At 67.7% G+C, this 17,195-nt stretch carries 18 protein-coding genes; 12 read left to right on the top strand and 6 right to left on the bottom strand.

All coding sequences use genetic code 11. The features are described 5' to 3' along the window. The first annotated feature begins 210 nt into the window (after positions 1–210). The 8 genes from N2M23_RS17260 to N2M23_RS17225 all read left to right on the top strand — a co-directional run bounded on the left by N2M23_RS17260 (position 211) and on the right by N2M23_RS17225 (position 6,183). The gene (locus N2M23_RS17260) at positions 211–1,500 is read left to right on the top strand and encodes a protein rep (protein WP_341870612.1); all 1,290 of its coding nucleotides are present in this window, start codon (positions 211–213) and stop codon (positions 1,498–1,500) included. A gap of 395 nt (positions 1,501–1,895) precedes the next feature. Then, positions 1,896–2,255: a hypothetical protein gene (locus N2M23_RS17255; protein ID WP_265447193.1), complete on the top strand. Its 360-nt coding sequence runs from the start codon at positions 1,896–1,898 to the stop codon at positions 2,253–2,255. Continuing rightward, positions 2,255–2,506: a hypothetical protein gene (locus N2M23_RS17250; protein ID WP_265447191.1), complete on the top strand. Its 252-nt coding sequence runs from the start codon at positions 2,255–2,257 to the stop codon at positions 2,504–2,506. The genes N2M23_RS17255 and N2M23_RS17250 overlap by 1 nt, the downstream gene beginning before the upstream one ends. Next, positions 2,503–3,924, top strand: coding sequence for an FtsK/SpoIIIE domain-containing protein (locus N2M23_RS17245; RefSeq protein ID WP_265447190.1), 1,422 nt, complete (start codon positions 2,503–2,505; stop codon positions 3,922–3,924). The genes N2M23_RS17250 and N2M23_RS17245 overlap by 4 nt, the downstream gene beginning before the upstream one ends. Next, positions 3,854–4,108, top strand: coding sequence for a helix-turn-helix transcriptional regulator (locus tag N2M23_RS17240; RefSeq protein WP_341870611.1), 255 nt, complete (start codon positions 3,854–3,856; stop codon positions 4,106–4,108). Before N2M23_RS17245 ends, N2M23_RS17240 begins: the two co-directional genes overlap by 71 nt. After that, positions 4,075–4,317, top strand: coding sequence for a helix-turn-helix domain-containing protein (locus tag N2M23_RS17235; RefSeq protein WP_265447186.1), 243 nt, complete (start codon positions 4,075–4,077; stop codon positions 4,315–4,317). The genes N2M23_RS17240 and N2M23_RS17235 overlap by 34 nt, the downstream gene beginning before the upstream one ends. Before the next feature lie 125 nt (positions 4,318–4,442). After that, complete coding sequence (locus N2M23_RS17230) at positions 4,443–4,874, top strand: hypothetical protein (protein WP_265447185.1); 432 nt, start codon at positions 4,443–4,445, stop codon at positions 4,872–4,874. Between the two features lie 358 nt (positions 4,875–5,232). Then, positions 5,233–6,183, top strand: coding sequence for a tyrosine-type recombinase/integrase (locus N2M23_RS17225; RefSeq protein WP_265447183.1), 951 nt, complete (start codon positions 5,233–5,235; stop codon positions 6,181–6,183). A 451-nt stretch (positions 6,184–6,634) separates the two neighbouring features. Here N2M23_RS17225 and N2M23_RS17220 read toward each other — a convergent pair whose 3' ends face one another. The 5 genes from N2M23_RS17220 to N2M23_RS17200 all read right to left on the bottom strand — a co-directional run bounded on the left by N2M23_RS17220 (position 6,635) and on the right by N2M23_RS17200 (position 12,658). After that, positions 6,635–8,668, bottom strand: coding sequence for a CapA family protein (locus N2M23_RS17220; RefSeq protein WP_265447182.1), 2,034 nt, complete (start codon positions 8,666–8,668; stop codon positions 6,635–6,637). Beyond that, entirely contained in the window at positions 8,665–9,675 is a 1,011-nt protein-coding gene (locus tag N2M23_RS17215; protein ID WP_265447181.1) for a poly-gamma-glutamate biosynthesis protein PgsC/CapC, read from the bottom strand. The genes N2M23_RS17220 and N2M23_RS17215 overlap by 4 nt, the downstream gene beginning before the upstream one ends. Further along, a complete protein-coding gene (gene pgsB / locus N2M23_RS17210; RefSeq protein ID WP_265447180.1) occupies positions 9,668–10,987 on the bottom strand; it encodes a poly-gamma-glutamate synthase PgsB in 1,320 nt (439 codons plus the stop codon). The genes N2M23_RS17215 and pgsB overlap by 8 nt, the downstream gene beginning before the upstream one ends. Next, the gene (locus N2M23_RS17205; protein WP_265447178.1) at positions 10,984–11,877 is read right to left on the bottom strand and encodes a GGDEF domain-containing protein; all 894 of its coding nucleotides are present in this window, start codon (positions 11,875–11,877) and stop codon (positions 10,984–10,986) included. Before N2M23_RS17205 ends, pgsB begins: the two co-directional genes overlap by 4 nt. A 103-nt stretch (positions 11,878–11,980) precedes the next feature. Next, positions 11,981–12,658, bottom strand: coding sequence for a hypothetical protein (locus N2M23_RS17200; RefSeq protein ID WP_265447176.1), 678 nt, complete (start codon positions 12,656–12,658; stop codon positions 11,981–11,983). A gap of 674 nt (positions 12,659–13,332) precedes the next feature. On the opposite strand from N2M23_RS17200, the gene N2M23_RS17195 reads away from it, so the two are divergent. From N2M23_RS17195 to N2M23_RS17185, 3 genes are all read left to right on the top strand, one after another. Continuing rightward, a complete protein-coding gene (locus N2M23_RS17195) occupies positions 13,333–14,055 on the top strand; it encodes a DsbA family protein (protein ID WP_265447175.1) in 723 nt (240 codons plus the stop codon). Beyond that, on the top strand, positions 14,052–14,516 hold the full coding sequence (locus N2M23_RS17190) for a vitamin K epoxide reductase family protein (protein ID WP_265447173.1): 465 nt from the start codon (positions 14,052–14,054) through the stop codon (positions 14,514–14,516). The genes N2M23_RS17195 and N2M23_RS17190 overlap by 4 nt, the downstream gene beginning before the upstream one ends. Positions 14,517–14,580: 64 nt before the next feature. After that, the gene (locus N2M23_RS17185) at positions 14,581–15,150 is read left to right on the top strand and encodes an antibiotic biosynthesis monooxygenase (protein ID WP_265447172.1); all 570 of its coding nucleotides are present in this window, start codon (positions 14,581–14,583) and stop codon (positions 15,148–15,150) included. A gap of 9 nt (positions 15,151–15,159) precedes the next feature. Here N2M23_RS17185 and N2M23_RS17180 read toward each other — a convergent pair whose 3' ends face one another. Beyond that, positions 15,160–16,173 (bottom strand): ArsR/SmtB family transcription factor, encoded by a 1,014-nt coding sequence (locus N2M23_RS17180; RefSeq protein ID WP_265447171.1) that lies wholly within the window; start codon positions 16,171–16,173, stop codon positions 15,160–15,162. Positions 16,174–16,205: 32 nt separating this feature from the next. Here N2M23_RS17180 and N2M23_RS17175 point away from each other — a divergent pair, with 32 nt between their 5' ends. Continuing rightward, positions 16,206–17,195, top strand: a complete 990-nt coding sequence (locus N2M23_RS17175; protein ID WP_265447170.1) for an SMP-30/gluconolactonase/LRE family protein — start codon at positions 16,206–16,208, stop codon at positions 17,193–17,195.

The following is a 17,195-nucleotide window of genomic DNA, read 5'->3' as shown; positions in this document are numbered from 1 at the left end:
CGGACAGCCGTCTCCCGCGGGAGACACCCCGGACAGCCTCTCGTGCGACTGCACTAGTTGCTCCGACCGCGCCGTCGCCCGCGTCTCCTGGCGCTTCAACGACGATCGGCGCGCTACTCGCTGCTACTGCTCCGCCCACGTCGACGCTGTCACTTCCCGGATCGCGCCCGCTCCCCCTGCTGGGGTCGTCGCCGTCGTGGTGATGGGCCTGTGAGCGCCATCATCCCGGCCGTCACCGTCGGGCCGGGACAAGGTCCGAGCACGGCGACGAAGGAGCCGCGCGCAGTGGCCGTAGGACCGGCCGACGAGCGGACGGCCGGGGCCGGCGGAGCCGGCCCCCTTGATACCTACGCGAATAATCCCCCCGGCGGAGGTCAAAGGGCTGAGCGGCGTCGATCGCGGCTGCGCGCTCGTCGGGTGCTGTGGCGCGAATCGTCGCTGAAAAGGGTCCGGGCATGCGGGCGAACCGCCACCGACGCACAAGGTGTAGCTCTCGTGGTGTCCGAGGGTGCACCCGGCGAGCGAATCGCCGGATATCGCGGCGTTGCGACCTGCGGCAGCGTTTGGGCGTGCCCGCGGTGCTCAGTGGTGATCGCAGAGCGGCGCGCTCAGGAGCTTCGAGAGGGCCTGTCCGGTTGGGGTAGAAGGGGCGGCGCGGTCGTGCTGCTGACTCTGACGATGCGCCATCACCGTGGCCAATCGCTCGACGAGTTATGGGACGGTCTGGCATCAACCTGGTCGCGGTTGATGGCCGGGCGGCCATGGAAAGCCTTTAAAGCCGCGGCCGGGCTGGTAGGCACGCTGCGGGTCGTTGAGGTGACGCATGGCGCGGCGGGCTGGCACGCCCACATTCACGCGCTGCTGTTTCTCGATCCTGCGCAGGGCCGGAGGTTCGCCACTGTTGGCGGTGCAGATTCGGAGTTCGAGGCGCACTTCGCGGCGATATCGGCTCGAGTTCCCGTGCTGGCATCGTGGCGGAATCTGCTGCGCGGCAGGGGGTTTGATGCCGTCGAGGCGGCGCAGGACATGCGTCCAGTATCACTGTCCGCGGCAGGCACCGAGCTGGATCGCTACTTCACGAAGGGTTCCTGGGATGCGGCGGCGGAGGTCACGAAAGGACCGTCAAAGCGCGGCTCGACCGGGTCGCGGACGCCGATGCAGATCCTTGCGGACTTCGTTGCGACGGGCGACGCAGACGACCTCGACCTGTGGCGGGAGTGGGAGGCCGGATCGGAGCGCCGTCGACAGATGACCTGGTCTCGCGGGTTTAAGCGAGAGCTTGGGCTGACCGATGTGAGCGACGAGGAGGTTGCCGCGGAGCACCGCGGCGACGAGGCTGTGCTGATGCTCTCCGCGCTTCAGTGGCGGGTTGTGCGAGAGTCGGCGCTCTACTGGCTGCTGCTGGAGCGGGCGGAGGCATGTGACGACCTATCCGAGCTCGGCGGTTGGCTCGATTCTGCCGCTGAGCGGGCTCTAGTCGATCGTCCGCGCGCCGGGTAGCGCGCCTCACTTGAGGCCGGTTGCTCGCCCGGGTGGACGCCCCAGGACGAATCTCGGATTGTGAGACGCTGATTTTCGGCGGTCACCCTTCGGGCGGCGGTCATGTGGGGTTGTTCCGACGTATCTGACACTACGTGCACACTCACGTCTTTGGCCACCACGGTCGTTCAGGCGTGAACTCTTGGCGTGCAAGCAAATTCGTCTTCTCGGCACAGTTCTAGGGTTGTTCCGACGATTCTGACAGTACGTGCCGAGGCCCAGAGGCGACGCATAACGCTGGAACGGCATACCGTTCGATGGGACGCATAAACGACCTTGCGTGACCCACGACAACGGGCACGATGGTTCGTATCGCGGCGCCCCGGTCGCGATACGACCTAGGCGTAGGAGACGACGTGCAGACCGATTGGCAGAATTTGCGTGTGACGGTGGAGACAACCGGCATCGTTACGGCCCCAAAAACTTTTTTGTCGGCAGAGGACCGGGCAGCTGGAAAAACCGCGGCACAGCTCATGTCAGACGATGGACAGCTCGTCTGGGATATCGAGGCAATGCGGCGAGTGAAAGGATTTTCCGGTCCGGAAACGCGAATTTTCAAGATTCGCGTGGTGGGAAAACAGCCCGTGCTATCGCCGGGGCCGCTCGCGCTGGATGGCGTGACGATCACAACACGGACGACGCGACAGCCCGGACAACTCGCCGAAATGGTGGAAGCGGCGAGCTATTCGCAGCCAGGCACCCGCAAGGAGGGATGATGATGCGATTCTCTCTCGAAAAGGGGCGTGAGGCGGCGGCAGACATCGAAGAGCGCTTCACGGCGGTGCGCCAGGCGAGAAATTTGGTGGAAATTGCGGCCGAGCTGCTGCATGCGCCAGCAGGGTCGGCCCCGGGCGTGGAACCCATCATGGCCTGTCTGAAAGAAATTGTCGAGGCCTTAGACACACAACTAGAAGCTGGGCGAGACATTCTCGGGTGGATCGCACTGGAAACGGAGAAGGAAGGATGAAAGCGCTGATTGTGGGGGTTCTGCTGCTGGCGGGGATTGGCTGCTGGGCGCTGACCATTCCGATCCTGCTGCGATATGGCCTGCGGGCTGCGGGAAAGAATATCCCGATCGGCGCGGGGCTGGTGTTGGCGGGGCTGGTCGCGGGTGCCCTCCCCGCAAGTGGTGCGGTTTTCGTCCTACTCGGAGTCGCAGCGATCGTGTGCCGCCGTCAGGTGAGCGCTGTAGCACGAGGCGTCGGCAACGTGATCGGTGTCATACACGCAACGAACGTGGTCGGGACGATCCCGGACGAGGACCGGGGACTCGCCAAGCAGCTGCGGAATCGGCGGCGGATGGCGCAGCTGGTCGAGGACTGCGGCCTGACCCGACGGCAGGGTGACGCGGTCCTGGCGCCCGCCGTTCATACGATCGAGCCGCATCGTGTGGGAGTGCTGGCGACGATCGAGCTGGCGCCGGGACAGACCCCGGACGACATCGCAGCGGCAGAGGATGCGCTGGCGCACGGTCTCGGCGTCGAGCACGTGGAAGTCCTGGATCTGCCGGGTGCAGTACCCGGAACGGCGGAGGTACTAATCCACACGCGCCCGGACGCGACGGCCGATGTGCAGGAATACCCCGGCATTGCGAATATCACTGCATATCAGGTGCCGCTTGGAGTCGATTTGTACGGCAATCCGGTTGCAGTAAATCTCCTCGAAAATTCGGTGTTGATCGGTGGCCTTCCGGGATCGGGTAAGTCCGGTGCACTGAATGCGCTGCTGGCTGGCGTATCGCAGCTACCACACGTCGCGCTTCACGGAATTGATCCGAAACGGGTTGAACTGTCGCTGTGGCGGTCACGATTCGATGAAGTCGTGTGGAATTCCGACGAAATGACATCCCTGCTGACCGAGCTCGTAGGAGAAATGGAATCGCGGTACGACGTTTTCCAGCAACGTGGGATCAAGAAAATTACGCCGCAACTCATGACGGAATTTCCGCTCCATGTGACCGTCATTGATGAGCTTGCCGAGGTGATCGGGTCTGCGGTGACTCGCGAAGAAAAGAAAGCGGCGGAGGAGCGGGCGGTCTTAATTCAGCGGCTGTTGCAGCTCGGACGTGCGGTGGGAATGGTCGTGTGGGCGGCGACTCAAAAACCGGATAGCTCGAACGTACCGACGGCGATCCGCGACCTTTTTTCGCAGAGAATTGCGATGCGGACGTTGGCGGTGGAGATGACGAAGGTAATCATGGGTGCGTGGTCACCCGCGGCTCCCGCGCACGAGCTGCGGGGCGGGAAAGGCGTGGGGTATCTGGGTGCGGATCACCTGGAGAATCCGGTGAAAATGCGCTCGTATTGGGTGCCGGATGAGGAATGTGAACCTCGTGCTCAGGCAACCGCTCACCTGCGGGTCGGAGAAAGCGCGCGCCATGGGTGAGTCAGCCGATTTTGTGACCCCCAAGGAGCTTGCGGCACACCTTGGAATGACGGAGAGCGGGCTGCGAGGGTGGCGGGCACGCGGTGTCGGACCAAAATGGGTGATTTTGGCGCCAAAAGTCGTCCGATATCGGCGTGCCGATGTTGAGGAATGGATACGAGCGAAGACGGAGGAAGAGACGTGACAACGACGAAGAAGCTGGACGCTGGCCCGGAGCTGCTGACGACGGAAGAGGCGGCCGAGTGGCTGCATATCACCCCGGCGGCGATGAGGGCCTGGCGTGTGAGGGGCGGCGGGCCGACCTACTGCAAAGTCGGGCGCGGAGTCCGATACGACGTGGTTGATCTGCGGGCGTGGCTCGCTGCCCAGCGAGTGGCGGGATCGGATGCATGACGAGACAGGCGAGTCGTGCACTGATCGCGGTACTGCTGGTTCTGGGGCTGTCGCTTGGCGTCCCGCCTAGTGGTCATGGTGCTGTAGAGCGCCCCGCAGCAGAGCGCCCATTCATCCGTGAAGTCGTGGCTCTCGACGGCTCGAGGTCGCTCCTGGTGCAGGCGGCTACCTGCTCGTCCGCGCGGACTGGCGCGGGCACGGCTGCCGAGGTCCTCGTCGTCGCGAAGGTCGACCAGCAGCAGTGGCAGGTGGCGCGTGGATCGGTGTGTGTGGCCGCAGATGCGGCGCTAGTGGCAGATGTGGTGAGTGGGGTGGCGGTGCGGGCGGGTGATCCCGCTGGATGGCGGCGAAGCCAGGCGGCAGTAGCTGTCGTAGTTGATGGCCAAACGTATCTCGGCAACCCCGTTGTCCTGAGCGCTGAGCCCCTTGCTGGTAGCGCGCTACTGGAAGCGCTGGGAAGGGCCGCCATCAACGACATCTGCGTCGGGCAGCAGTGGTCACCGGACGTCCGTGATGTGTGCCGGTGGGGACTCGATCGCGTCGAGGCCAAGCTGTGACAGGCGTGCACGTGGGGGCGCGCAGGGCGGTAGGGCAATGTGCCCGGACCACAGCACGAAGGCGACCACAGAGCACGATGGCGCGTCGCGGTCGGTGCGTGGGCGTCAACTGCAACGCGGCGGATCAAGGCAACCCGGAACCGAACTGCGCGTCAAAAGCCGAGTTTTCCGGGAGCACACGCCTAGCCTGCGCATGATTGAGAAGCGCCCGAATGGCCGCTACAGGGTTAGGATCTATCGCCGCGGCCGGTACGTGGCGAGTAGAACCTTTCACCGTAAGAGTGAGGCGGCTGCGTGGGAGCGGCGACAGCTCGATGCTCTAGCGGCTGGTACGTGGGTGCGCCCTGCGGACGGCGACGTGACCGTGTCGGAGTGGGTTGAAGCGTGGTGGGCGGGCAGGCAGGCAAATAAGCCGAGCACGAGCGCGCGATATCGGGGGTTGCTGGATCAGCACGTGCTACCTCGGTGGGGCCGGTTGCCAATCACCGCGATCAGTCGAGGGGAAGTACAGCAGTGGGCAACAAGGCTCGCCGCCGGTAAGTCGCCGTCGACGGCACGGCAAGCCCTCGGCCTGCTGCGCGGGGCACTTGACGCGGCAGTGAATGACGGTGTGCTGCAACGTAATCCGGCTGTTGGTGTGCGTCTTCCGAGGATGCCACGCAGTGAGCCGAGCCCGCTCACGCACGGTGAGCTGTGGAAGCTGGCGGACGCGATGCCGACGGATCGTGATCGAGTGCTGACGCTGGTGATGGGGTACGGCGGCCTGCGGTGGGGCGAGGTGACGGCGCTGCGCGTGCGTGATGTGCAGCAACGGGGTGCCGAGCTGCGACTGCGAGAAGCTGTGGCGGAAGTTGGCGGGCATCTGCACGTCGGCACGCTGAAAGATCACGAAACGCGTACCGTGGTGCTCCCGGCGACGGTGGCAACTGAGCTAGCATCGTGGATCAAGGCCAAAGACAGCAACGCACTTGTGTTCCCGTCAGCGACACGGACATATCTTCGAAACGGCTCCTGGCGGCGGAACGTCCTGAATCCGGTTCTGGAAGCGACTGGCCTACCGCAGATCACCCCACACAACCTCCGCGACACAGCCGCAACCCTGGCCATCAATGCGGGCGCATCCGTGATGGCGGTCGCGCAACTACTCGGCCACGAGACACCAAGCACCACGCTCCGGCACTACGCAGGGACATTCCCGACAGACCTCGGTGACATAGCGAAGAAGCTCGATCGAGCCGCACGAACGGCCAAGAACAAGAGCCGTCGGCGAGAGGGTGCGAAGGACGCACCGACCAGAGACCGACCATAGGGCGTTACACCGACCACAACTGAATAGACCAAGGACGTGCGAAAGTCGTTGTGTTGCAACATGTTTCATCATGCGAGTGGCGTTACGACGGTGCGGTTGAGCGGGTGGATTATGAGTCCGCTGCTCTAACCGGCTGAGCTACCGCCCCATGTTATTTGGCGCCGACTCCGCGCGTAGGGCCTCGCTCGCTGCGCTTCGCGAGCCCCTGCTGTCGTCGACGCGTTTGTTATTTGGCGCCGACTCCGCGCGTAGGGCCTCGCTCGCTGCGCTTCGCGAGCCCCTGCTGTCGTCGACGCGTTTGTTATCTGGCGCCGACTCCGCGCGGAGACGGATCGACCGCGTAGACCCTACCCGCTCCCCAGCCCCGTCTCGTAAGCGGCGGTGACGTCAGACGCACGGTTGCTTACGGGACCAGTGGTGGTGCTCGACGTGGGCCCGGGCGAGTTACCCCTCACTCCACCACCGGGCTCTCGTCGCCGACGGCGCCGTCGTGGGTGAACCGCGCGGGTGCCGACCCGGTCGCCTCGACGGTGTCGTAGAGCCTGCCTGCGGCACCGGATCCGGCCCAGGCGACCAGTCGCACGTTGTCGGCTTCCAGCCGGTGCGCGGTGACGTTGTCGGTCGGCGGCGCGAGCCGCAGATAGGGCTGGGCGAAGGTGATGCCCGGGGGCACGACGACGTCCAGCCGCACCTGGCGGCAACTGTTCGAGCCGTTGTTGACCGTCGGCAGCGAGATCGTCTGCGTCTGCTTGCTGGCGCCCTGCGCGCCTGTGTACCAAGCGATTTCGGCCGTCGCACCCTTGGTCGCCTGACGCACGTCGACTAGCAGGGAGAGGGGCTGGCCCGCGGTCACTTGCACCCGGTGGGCCGGTGCCGCATAGACGTCCTCGGTGCTTGCCGGACCACGAAGGAGCATCAGGCCACGGGTGGAGTTGCACGCTGCGGCGCTGCGGAGCTTGGCGAATTTGCCGAGCTCCCAAAGGTTTTCGTCATCGTCGCCGACAGTCGCGCGCTCGAAGTCCCCGGCCCCGTAGAGCAGGTCCTGACCGGCGCGGGCGCCCTTGGTGAGCCACCACCCGGGTGCCACTCGCTGGACCCGACCCGGCGGCAGGACGACGTCGCGGCCCACCGACTGCTCCGGTTGCCCGATCGTCGTCCCGGGCCCGGCCAGGCGCGCCGTGCCGGGCACACTGCCGGCGGCGATCCGGTCGGCAGCGTCGGCGGGCGCCCCGACCGCCGGCCGCGGTCGCCCACCCTCGCTCGTGATGGCATCCGTCGTGCTGGCCATGGCGCGGCCGTCCCGCAGATCGGTGCGCAGCAGGTACGACGGGATGGTGCTCCACAGGTCCTGGTCGTAGAGCAAGGTGCCCATTGACTCGGCGACCACGGACGTGTCGCGCTGCCCGACGCCTCCGACCACACGTGGGTGGCTGCCGATGACCGCCGAGGCGCCCGCATCCGTCGCAGCCGTGAACAACGCTCGTACGTCTGCAGTTTGGGCCCGCTGATATTCGACGCCGCCGTGCACCTGGACGACGACCTCCTGCGCGCGGGTGCGAGCTGCGCGGACCGCAGCCTGTAGTTTCGGCACGCTGCAGGCGGCTGCGCCGGGCCGATCGGCGCCTGCGACATACGGCGGCGATTGGTCGTTGCCGGTGATCGTCGTGCAGCCGATGAAGGCGACCGTGCGTCCCTTGCGCTCGACGTATGCCGGGGCCCACGCCTGCGCGTCGTTCATGCCGGCGCCGAAGTGCGGCAGCCGTGCCGCGTCGAGCGCCTTGAGCGTCGAGACGACACCTGGACCGAGCAGATCCATGACGTGGTTGTTGCCGAGCCCGACCACGTCGACCCCGGACTGCCGCAGCGCCTCGGCCGCCTTCGGGCTGCTCGCGAACGCCAGGTCCTTGCTCTGGTGGAAGCGCGCGGGACGCGGCTTCTTCGGGTCGTAGTAGGGGTCGGGGCCAAGCGGCGTCTCGAGGTTCACCGACGTGAGGTCGCCGTCCTCCAGCAACGGCTGTATGGCGCTCAGCAGTCTCGCGTGGTCGGCGACGCCGGACGAGGCGGTGAGTGCCGGAGGCCGGCCGTCCCTCGACTCGTAGTAGCGCCGGCCGAACATCACGTCGCCGCCGAAACGCACCGACACCGTCCGGTCCGATCCGGTGGTGAGCAGGACGTCTGCGGCGGTTCCGGGCTGGACGGCCTGGGTGCGGGGGAGATGGCCCGGGGCAACCGCTTTGAGAAGCGCCGGGTGTTCGGCGGGGATCGTGAAGCGGCCGTCGGTGCCCGACTGGGCCGTGTCGTCGCCGACCCGCAGCGTGGCGCCGGCAACGGGGCGACCGGTCTCGTCACGCACGACACCCTGCACCTGGTCGCCATCGGGCACCGGACGGGCGCTCGGGCGGGACTGCACGAGGGCCGCGCCGGTGCCGGCGAGGCCGACCGCCAAGGCTGCGGGCACGACTCGGGCGATGAGTTTTCGGCTCACAGCAGACCTCCGGCGAGGGCCGCCGCGGCGACCGCGTTGGTGGCGGCCAGCACACCGACCGCAGTGAGGCCCGTGCCCCACACAGTGCGCTCCCAGCCCTGGCGCTGCGCGTCGTTGGCGATCAGCGCCGGCACCATGAGCGTGGCGACGGTCAGCCCGCGCCACGGTTGATATTGCTGGTGGGTGAGCACCGACAACACGATCTCCAGGGACCAGCCGATGAGCGCCCCGACGAGGATCATCGTCGACAGCTTGCGACGGCCGAAGAGCAGCAGCCGGGGCATCAGCACCCGGGTCACCACGAACCAGGTGGCGATCGCGACCGTCGCGGTGAAGAACAGGTCGGGCCACCGGGGGCTGACCAGCGCCAGGTAGGCGCCGCTGATGAAACCACCGGACCGGACACCGAGGCGGGAGAAGACGAACGTGCCGATGACCACGCTCAGCCCGACGGCGATGATGAGCACCTCTCGCGGGTAGCCGAGCACCGACGCGAGCACCGGCTCCGGCTCGGTCTGCCCGGGCACGACATCCAGCAACCGGGTCAGCAACTGGGTGACGACCACGAGCGCGGCCGCGGTCACCGCCACCGCGAAGATCGTCCGGCCCGGCTTCTGCCGGCCCATGTCGTGCGCCAGGATGCCGGGGATCAGGAAGCCGATCCCGGCCAGTCCGGCGAGCCACGGGTCGAGGTGCCCGAAGGCGCGCGCGAGGGCTGTGGTCACCAGGATCAGACCGAGGCCGACCAGCACCTCGACCTCGAATTTCTTTCTCCCGTATAGGATCTTCCGCCGGCCCACGACGTAATGGACGATGAGGTAGGTCAGGTATCCGACGGCGATCGTCACGGCGATCGCGACCGGCCGGTTGGCGGACAGCGCGAAGTATGCCGGGACGATCGCTCCGCCCGTTGTCAGCTGAGCACGCTCGTAGAAGAGCATGCTGAGGATGACCCCCGCCACCAGCACGACCCGTGCGATCTCGGGGGAGACGGCGTACTCAGCCATCGGTGAGCACCGCCCGTCGCGCCGCCGCGCGGTGCATCCGGCGCACCCCCGCGGGTGCGCGGGAGACCAGTCGCGACTCGGCGAGTTCGTCGACGTGCTCGTCGCCGGCGAGTTCGGCGAAGTGCTCGATCAGCAGCTCAGCCTGCGCGGTGTGGATGTTGATCATGCCAACGAGCACCGCACCTCCGGGGCCAGCGAGGGACCCGACCAGGTCGAGGATCTGGTCCAGCGAGGGCTGCACGCTGTCGCCCATCGCGTGGACCCGGTCGGCGGGGTAGCCCTGCTCGGTGATCCGCGGGATCACCGTCTCCTCGTAGGCGCCGAAAGTGATCACGTGGTCCAGGTGGTGGGCCAGATCCTGCGGCACCATGTCGGCGAAGAGCTCGGCCCGGCGTCCACGGTCGCTGCGGTTGTTGAGAATCCCGATCACCGGTGCGTCCGGCGGGAACTGCGCACGCAGCGTGTCGAAGGTGAGGATCACGCTCTCGCGGTCGTTCGCGGCGAACATCGGCACCCACATCACCTGCGCACCGCGCACCGGGTAGCTGCGCAGCCGCACCACGCCGACGTCCGGCACCGAACGCCACATCCCCTGCAGCGCGGCCTCGCGGCTGATGCCGAGCTGGCGGGCGATGACCAGACCAATCGCGACGTTCTCCTTGAACTGCAGATAGTCAAAGCCCCGCATGTCCTCGTCGGCGACACCGCGCGGATCGGCGTAGATCAGGGTGCTGCCGCGCTCGGCGGCGTTGCGCTCCAGACGTGCCCGCAGGTGCGGGCGGTCCTCGGCGGTCACCAGGATGCCGTCGCGAGGGATGGTGGCCGACATCGAGTCGGCGATCTCCTCGAGGGTTTCGCCCATCTCCTCCTGGTGGTCCTCACGCACGTTGGTGATCACCGTGATGTGACTGCGGACCATGCGCTCCTGGGAGTACTCCTGGTAGAGCGGTCGCACCGCCATACATTCGATGACGAGCGCCTCGACCTCGGGCGTCACGTGCTCGGCGACGATGTCGACCTGCTCGTTGATCGTCGGTGCACCGCGCCGCTTGATCGGGGTCTCGGCGCCGGACGGCTCGATCACCCGGGCGGCACTGCCGGTCGTCTTGGCGACGGTCACGTAGCCGCCTTCGCGCAGGACCCCGGCGAGCAGGCGGGTGACGGTGGACTTGCCTCGAATCCCGTTGACGTGCAAGCGAACTGAGAGATTGTCGATCCGGCGATTGTGCGCGCGCAGGCTGAGCCACCAGTAGCCGAAGAGGCCGGTGCACGCCAGCACGAGGATCGCCAGACCCGCGAGCTGTCGGATCATGCGACCCAGCTCGCAAGATCGTCGAGTGAGGCCGCCGCCTCGCGCCGGGCCCGCAGCGACAGCGTGTCCGGCGCGGCAGCGCGGTCGGCGCCGATCGTGGCCACGCCGATGCCGACCTGGAGGACCGACGTGACGGGAGCGCGACCGCCGTTGCTCAACTCCACGGTGTGCTGGCCGGTGACCCGCAGGATCGGAGCGAGCTGGTCCCAGGCACCGCTCTCGCCGGTCTCGGGCAGGAGCAGACCGAACCTGCCGTCGCCGAGATCGGCCGGCACATCGGTGTCGCGGGTGGTGGCCTCCATGATGCGGGCGAGGCTGCGCCGCGCGCGCTGGTATGCCGCCGGCTCGTCCACGACGCTGCGCGACTCGATGACCACGAGCGTCAGGGGACGGCCGAAGCGTTCCGCGCGTGCCACCTCCTCGGTGACCCGCTGCTCGAACGTGTCGGAGGTGAGCAGCCCGAGCGAGCCGTATGCCGGGGCGACCGTCCCGGCTCGCGGTCGTGCCGCATGTCGCGCCGACGCCCGTGCCGCAGCAGCCGCCACACCGCTCAGCCAGCCGAGCAACGGCATGACTGCACAGAGTGCGAGGCTCCAGCCGAATCGTTCGCTGGTCCACAGGTTTGCCGACTGCAGCACGATGGCGGCGATGAGTGCGCCGGCGATGCCCACGCCGAGCCCGGTGAAGGATTCGCCGAACAGAGCGAGCAGGGCCACCGCGACGGCAACGCCGCCGAGCATGAGGCGGGCCGACCAGGTCGTCTGCACGCCGGCCACGAGGCCGGCCGCGGCGCCGGCGACGCTCACGGCATACAGGTCGGTGAGGGCGGGGGTCCAGCGCTCGCGGAGCGCCGAACGAAGCGTTCGTTCTGTCGCCTGGTGTTTGCTCACGGTCGTCGTCCCCCTCGGAATCGCCAGCGCGCCATGCCGAAACCGACGATGAAGATGGCGCCTCCGATGGCGGCGTGCACCAGGTCGGTGTGGATCGAGGCCATCAGCCGTGATCGATCGGCCAATGGGCGACGGCGAGCGTCTCGGCCTCGTCGGTGCGGATCTCAAGCGCGGCGGAGCGCGCGACCAGCGCGGTCCCGTGCACGCTCACGTGGGCGCCGGCGGCGCCCGCGCCGTGCAGACGCTCGGTGAAGGCGGACATTGCGCGCGTGACCTCCGACCACCGGGGGCGGGCGTGCGGCACGCGGATGCGCACCGACGCTTCGGGCGCGCGGCCCGAGGGCGCCTCGGAGTCGGCACCGTCGCACGCGGAGACGGTGATCTCCGGCGCGCCCCACGAGGCGAGTTCGGCCAGCAGGAGCCCCAGCGCCTCGGTGACGGCCGGTGCGTCGTTCACCGGCATGCGGGTTGCCCCCACCAGCGGAGCCGGGATCCCGGCGAACCGTGCTGCCTGCTGCGTGCAGGTGACCAGGTCGTCCAGGTCGAGCCGGGCGGCGGAACGCTCCGTCGCCGGCGCGGGCAGGTCCTTCAGCACGCTCGCCCGGGAGCGGACCACCGCGGCCGGGTGATGCAGCAACTGGTCGTCGGCGTCGTCCGCGGCGTCGGCGAGTGCCAGCGCCGAGACCCGTAGGCTCTCGGCCGCGGTGGCATAGGCCGACGCGGTGTCGCGTGCATCGCGAGGGGCGTCGGTGGACGGGTAGCGCACCGTTGCGCTGGACATGACGGTCCTTCCGGTTCTTCGGCTGCTCGCAACGGCCCCCTGACGGCGGGCGTGCGCCTCCCGAATGCAGCAACTGGGTAACGGTTTGGGAAAAGAGGAAGACAAACGATCTGGTGGCGGCGACTATGCCAGGCCTGAGTGGTCCTTGTCACCTGCCCAACTCGATCTCGTCGGTCAGCTGCCAAACCGCGCATCTCGGGATGTGACCCGCGGTCAGGCAGTCGCCGACCTTACCCATGCGTAACTAGCTGTCCTAACCCACTCGGGTGAGCCCGGATGACGGCTAGTTGAATGTTGCACTACTTCAGATCGTTCAGGTATTCGTGAAAAGGACTCTGCTGCAACAGGATTCGATGCCGTCGATAATTGGACGCCTGGCCGGTGGCCTGCGGCGGATCGGGAGCGAACTGTGAGCTAACTCATTCGTATCGGCCACGGCCAAGGCAACGGATCGGGCCGCCCCGGGACCTCCGCCGCCGGCCGCGGGTCGAGGGGTCCACACGGGGTTGGACGGTCACCCTCGGGCGGTGAGGGAGCGCCCGGTGGCCGTCCAAATAGCGAGACGAGCACGATGCGGTCACCCGGCTCTCAGCCGGCACTAGGAGTGTTCTCAGCAGACGCATAACCGATATTTCTTGGCTGAGGCACCCACTTCGCCAACCGGAAGCAGACCCGTGCCCTCATCAGATCGTCGTCCCCGTTTCTGGTCGCGTCGGGCCGCGCTGGCGGTCGGCCTCGTGCCACTCCTCGCGGCCTGCGGCAGCGGCTCCGGTGGCGGTGCGGGCGGCACGGCCGGCACCGACGGCTCCTCCGGTGGAGCGGCCTCGCCCGCACCCTCGCGCAGCGTCGCGCCACCGGCCGGGATCAGTTACGGGCCGTGGTTGCGGCCGACCTCGCACTTTCTCGACGCGGGCTCGTCCAAGGCGGTGCTGGTGGAGTTCCTCGACTTCGAGTGCGAGGCATGTGGCGCGGTCTTCCCGGTGATGGAGCAGTTGCGCGAGCAGTACAAGGGCAAGCTGACCTACGCGATCCGCTACTTCCCGCTCGACGGGCACTTCAACTCCAAACGCGCCGCGTATGCCGTGGAAGCAGCCGCCCGACAGGGCCGGCTGGAGCCGATGTACCGCCTCATGTACACCAATCAGAAGGACTGGGCGGAGCAGCAGGTGCCGACCGACGACACCTTCCGTGGGTACGCCCGCCAGCTCGGGCTCGACATGACCAAGTGGGAGGCGGACTACACGTCGGATTCGGTCAAGCAGCGCGTCGAAGCCGACTTGAAGGACGCAACCGCGTTGAACCTCAAGGGAACTCCGAGCTTCTTCTTCAACGGCAAGCCCTTCGAGCCCAAGAGTGTGCAGGACCTGCAGAAAACCGTCGGGGACGCCGTCGCGTGAGCGCTGCCTCCTACCGCGCGCTGGGCTGGATCCTCTCGATCTGCGGTGCGATCGGGTTGGTCGCCGCAGGCACGCTCTCCATCGAGAAGTACAAGTTGCTGACCAACCCGTTCTACGCACCGTCCTGCAACGTCAGCGCGACGATCAACTGCGGCACGGTCATGCAGTCCGACCAGGCGGCCGCCTTCGGCTTCCCCAATCCGTTCATCGGGCTGGTCGGCTTCGCGGTGGTGCTGACGATCGGCGTCGCCGTGCTCGCCGGTGCACGGTTCAGCCGTTGGTTCTGGTGGGGTCTGACGGCCGGGGTGGCAGCAGGCCTGGTCTTCGTCGGGTGGCTGGCGTTCCAGAGCATCTTCGTCATCGAGGCGCTCTGTCCCTATTGCATGGCGGTGTGGGCAGTCATGCTCGTCCTCGCCGGGACGATGGCCCGGTGCGTCATACGAGCGCCACGAATGTGGTGAGTCTCACCATCGGGGTGGCTTAGAGCGGTGCGGAGCACGCCCGGCGCTCCCGCACCATTGACGTATGACGCAACTTGCCGAGAGCCGCACGAGCGCGGTGACCGTGGCGATCACCCGCCGGGTGCAGCCGGGCAACGACGAGCAGATGCTCGCCTGGATCAACGCCGGCACCGCTCTGGCCGAACGCTTTCCGGGTTTCCTCGGCACCGGGTGGGTGCGCCCGCGCGGTGATTCGGACGAGTGGCACATGCTCTACCGCTTCGACGACGCCGACGCACTGCGTGCGTGGGAAGACTCCGAGCAGCGCAAGTGGTGGCTGCGCAGCGGCGTCGGCATGGTCGAGGACCGAGTCACTCACCGTCGGGTGGGGATCGAGGGCTGGTTCGACCCGCCGAGCAGCGAGACCACCACCGTTGCCGCGCCCAAGGTGCCGCCGCGGTGGAAGCAGGCCACGATGATCTGGCTGGCGTTCTTCCCGCTGTCGCTCGTCGTCAACGTCGTCTTCGCACCGGTGCTCAGCGGATGGTCGCTGCCGGTCCGAGTGCTGGCCACGACGGTGTTCATGACCCCGCTGATGACCTACTTCGTGCTGCCGGCGATGAGTCGGTTGCTGCACCGCTGGCTGACCCGCTGACGACTGACCTCAACCGGCGGCGGTCAGTTGATCGCCGAGCTCGGTGCGGTCGTAGAGCACCTCGCGTCCGACGCGGCGAGGTGTCACCATCCTGGCGTCGGCCAGCGCGCCCAGGTGCTCGCTGACGGTCGCCTTCGCAAGTCCGAGATCCACCGCGAGTTGCGTTGTGGTGCAAGGCAATTGCAGGTGCATCAGCACGCGGGCGCGGTTGCGTCCGATGAGTCTGGCCAGCGCTGGGTCGGCCTCGCGTGGTGCTTCCCACACCCGACCGGCGCCTCGTGCCGGGTAGTGGACGACCGGACGGTTGCCGTCGAACCGCACGTTGATACCCGGCCAGCGGAAGACCGATGGCACCAACCAGACGCCGTCGGTGGCTCGCACGGTCGCGGTGACGCCGAGCTTGGGGAAGAGCAGCGCCCCGTCCGCGAACTCGATGCAGCCGTGCAGGGCACCCAATGCGGCAGCGAGTCCCTCGGTGGCGCCGAGGGCGGCTCGGTGCGCGATGTCGGCCGTTCCGATCGTCTGCAGGCGGTCGGCGAACGGACGCAGCACCAGACCCCAGTAGTCGAGCAGCGCGTCCGCGGTCCGGTTGCGCAGTTCGCGGGGCGTCAGCCGGCACGCGTCGAGATCCGGACTCGCCGCCCGCATCCGCGCCAAGTCGGCGGCGACCTCGGCGAGATCGGCCCGACCCACCCTCGCCAACTGCTCCTCGGTGTCCTCGGTGGGCAACGGCTCCGACGTCACGAAGTCGGGGACCCAGGCCGGGTCCTGGAAGACCTCCTGCAGCAGCGCCCGCTCGCGTAGTTCGACGCCCTGGAGGAGGCCGACGAGTCGTCCGTGCACGGGCCGCGGATCACCGGACAGCACCGCGGCCAGCGAGGAGACCGCCTCAGCGAGCGGATCGACCGTGAAGCGCACGCCGGCCAGACCGTCGACACTCACCTCGATCCGCAACATGCACTCACTGTCGCACCGTTCGGGCTGGCCCGAATCGTTGTCGGTGAAGTCCGGCGCGTTGAGCATGATGGCTCACCGTCTGAGGGAGAGGGCACGACATGAATCATCGAATAGCGTTGCATCGCAGGCGAATTGTGGGGGCGGCGGTCGCAGTGGCACTCGCGGCCGGTGGGGTGACCGCGGCCACGGGCGTGCCGGCCGCGGCGGCCGCGGGTGGTGTCGCGCGGGAGGCGGCCGTGCCGCGGCCTGCGTCATACGTCATCACGGAGGTGGCCGGGAGCAACCCCGAGGGGATCGAGGTGACGCGCACCGGCACGATGTACGTCACGAGTGTGGCGACCGGTGAGGTATTCCGCGGCAGCACGCGTGACAGCCAGCTTCGCAGTTGGCTGCCGGCCGGCTCGGATGGCCGGACCGCTGCGACCGGCATCCACGTCGATCGCTGGGGCCGGGTGCTCGTCGCGGGTGCGGCCACCGGGCACTTCTATGTTTACTCGCCGGACGGCGAGCTGCTGGCGGATCGATCGGTGCCGGGGGAGTCGTTCCTGAACGACTTCGCGTTCACCAAGGACGCCGTGTACGTGACGGACTCGGCGAAGGGCGCCGTCTACCGAGCATCGTTGTCCCGCAGCGGAATCGGCAGATTGGAGCCATTCGTCGAGGCCGCCGACTTCACACCGGCGCCGAGCTTCCTGAACGGGATCGTGTCGACCGCGGGCGGGCGTTACCTGCTGGTCGTCGACTGGCTGACCAACATCACCTACCGGGTGGACGTCCGGACACGGGAGGTGCGGCAGGTCACCGTCGCCGGCGGGCAGGAGCTCGGCGGCGACGGTGCGCTGTTGCAGGGCCGGATGCTGCGCACGGTGCAGACGGACTGGAGCACCGAGCAGACCTTCCTGCGCACGGCACGGTTCAGCGGCGACTATCTGACCGCGACCGTGGTCTCGGACAGTGCCAGGGTCGGCTTCGACGTCAGCCCGACGACGGTTGCTCGGGATCGTGCCCGCTACCTGTGGGTGGGCAGCCAGCTCAACTCCGACCTGCAGCGGCCGCCCTACCGGGTCGGCGTGGTGCCGACCCGGTAG

Origin of the sequence: Flexivirga meconopsidis (genome assembly GCF_026162425.1) — a bacterium.
Classification (GTDB): Bacteria; Actinomycetota; Actinomycetes; order Actinomycetales; family Dermatophilaceae; genus Flexivirga; species Flexivirga meconopsidis.
Note: the sequence above shows the minus strand (reverse complement) of the source record. Positions and strands in the feature narration are given on the sequence as shown.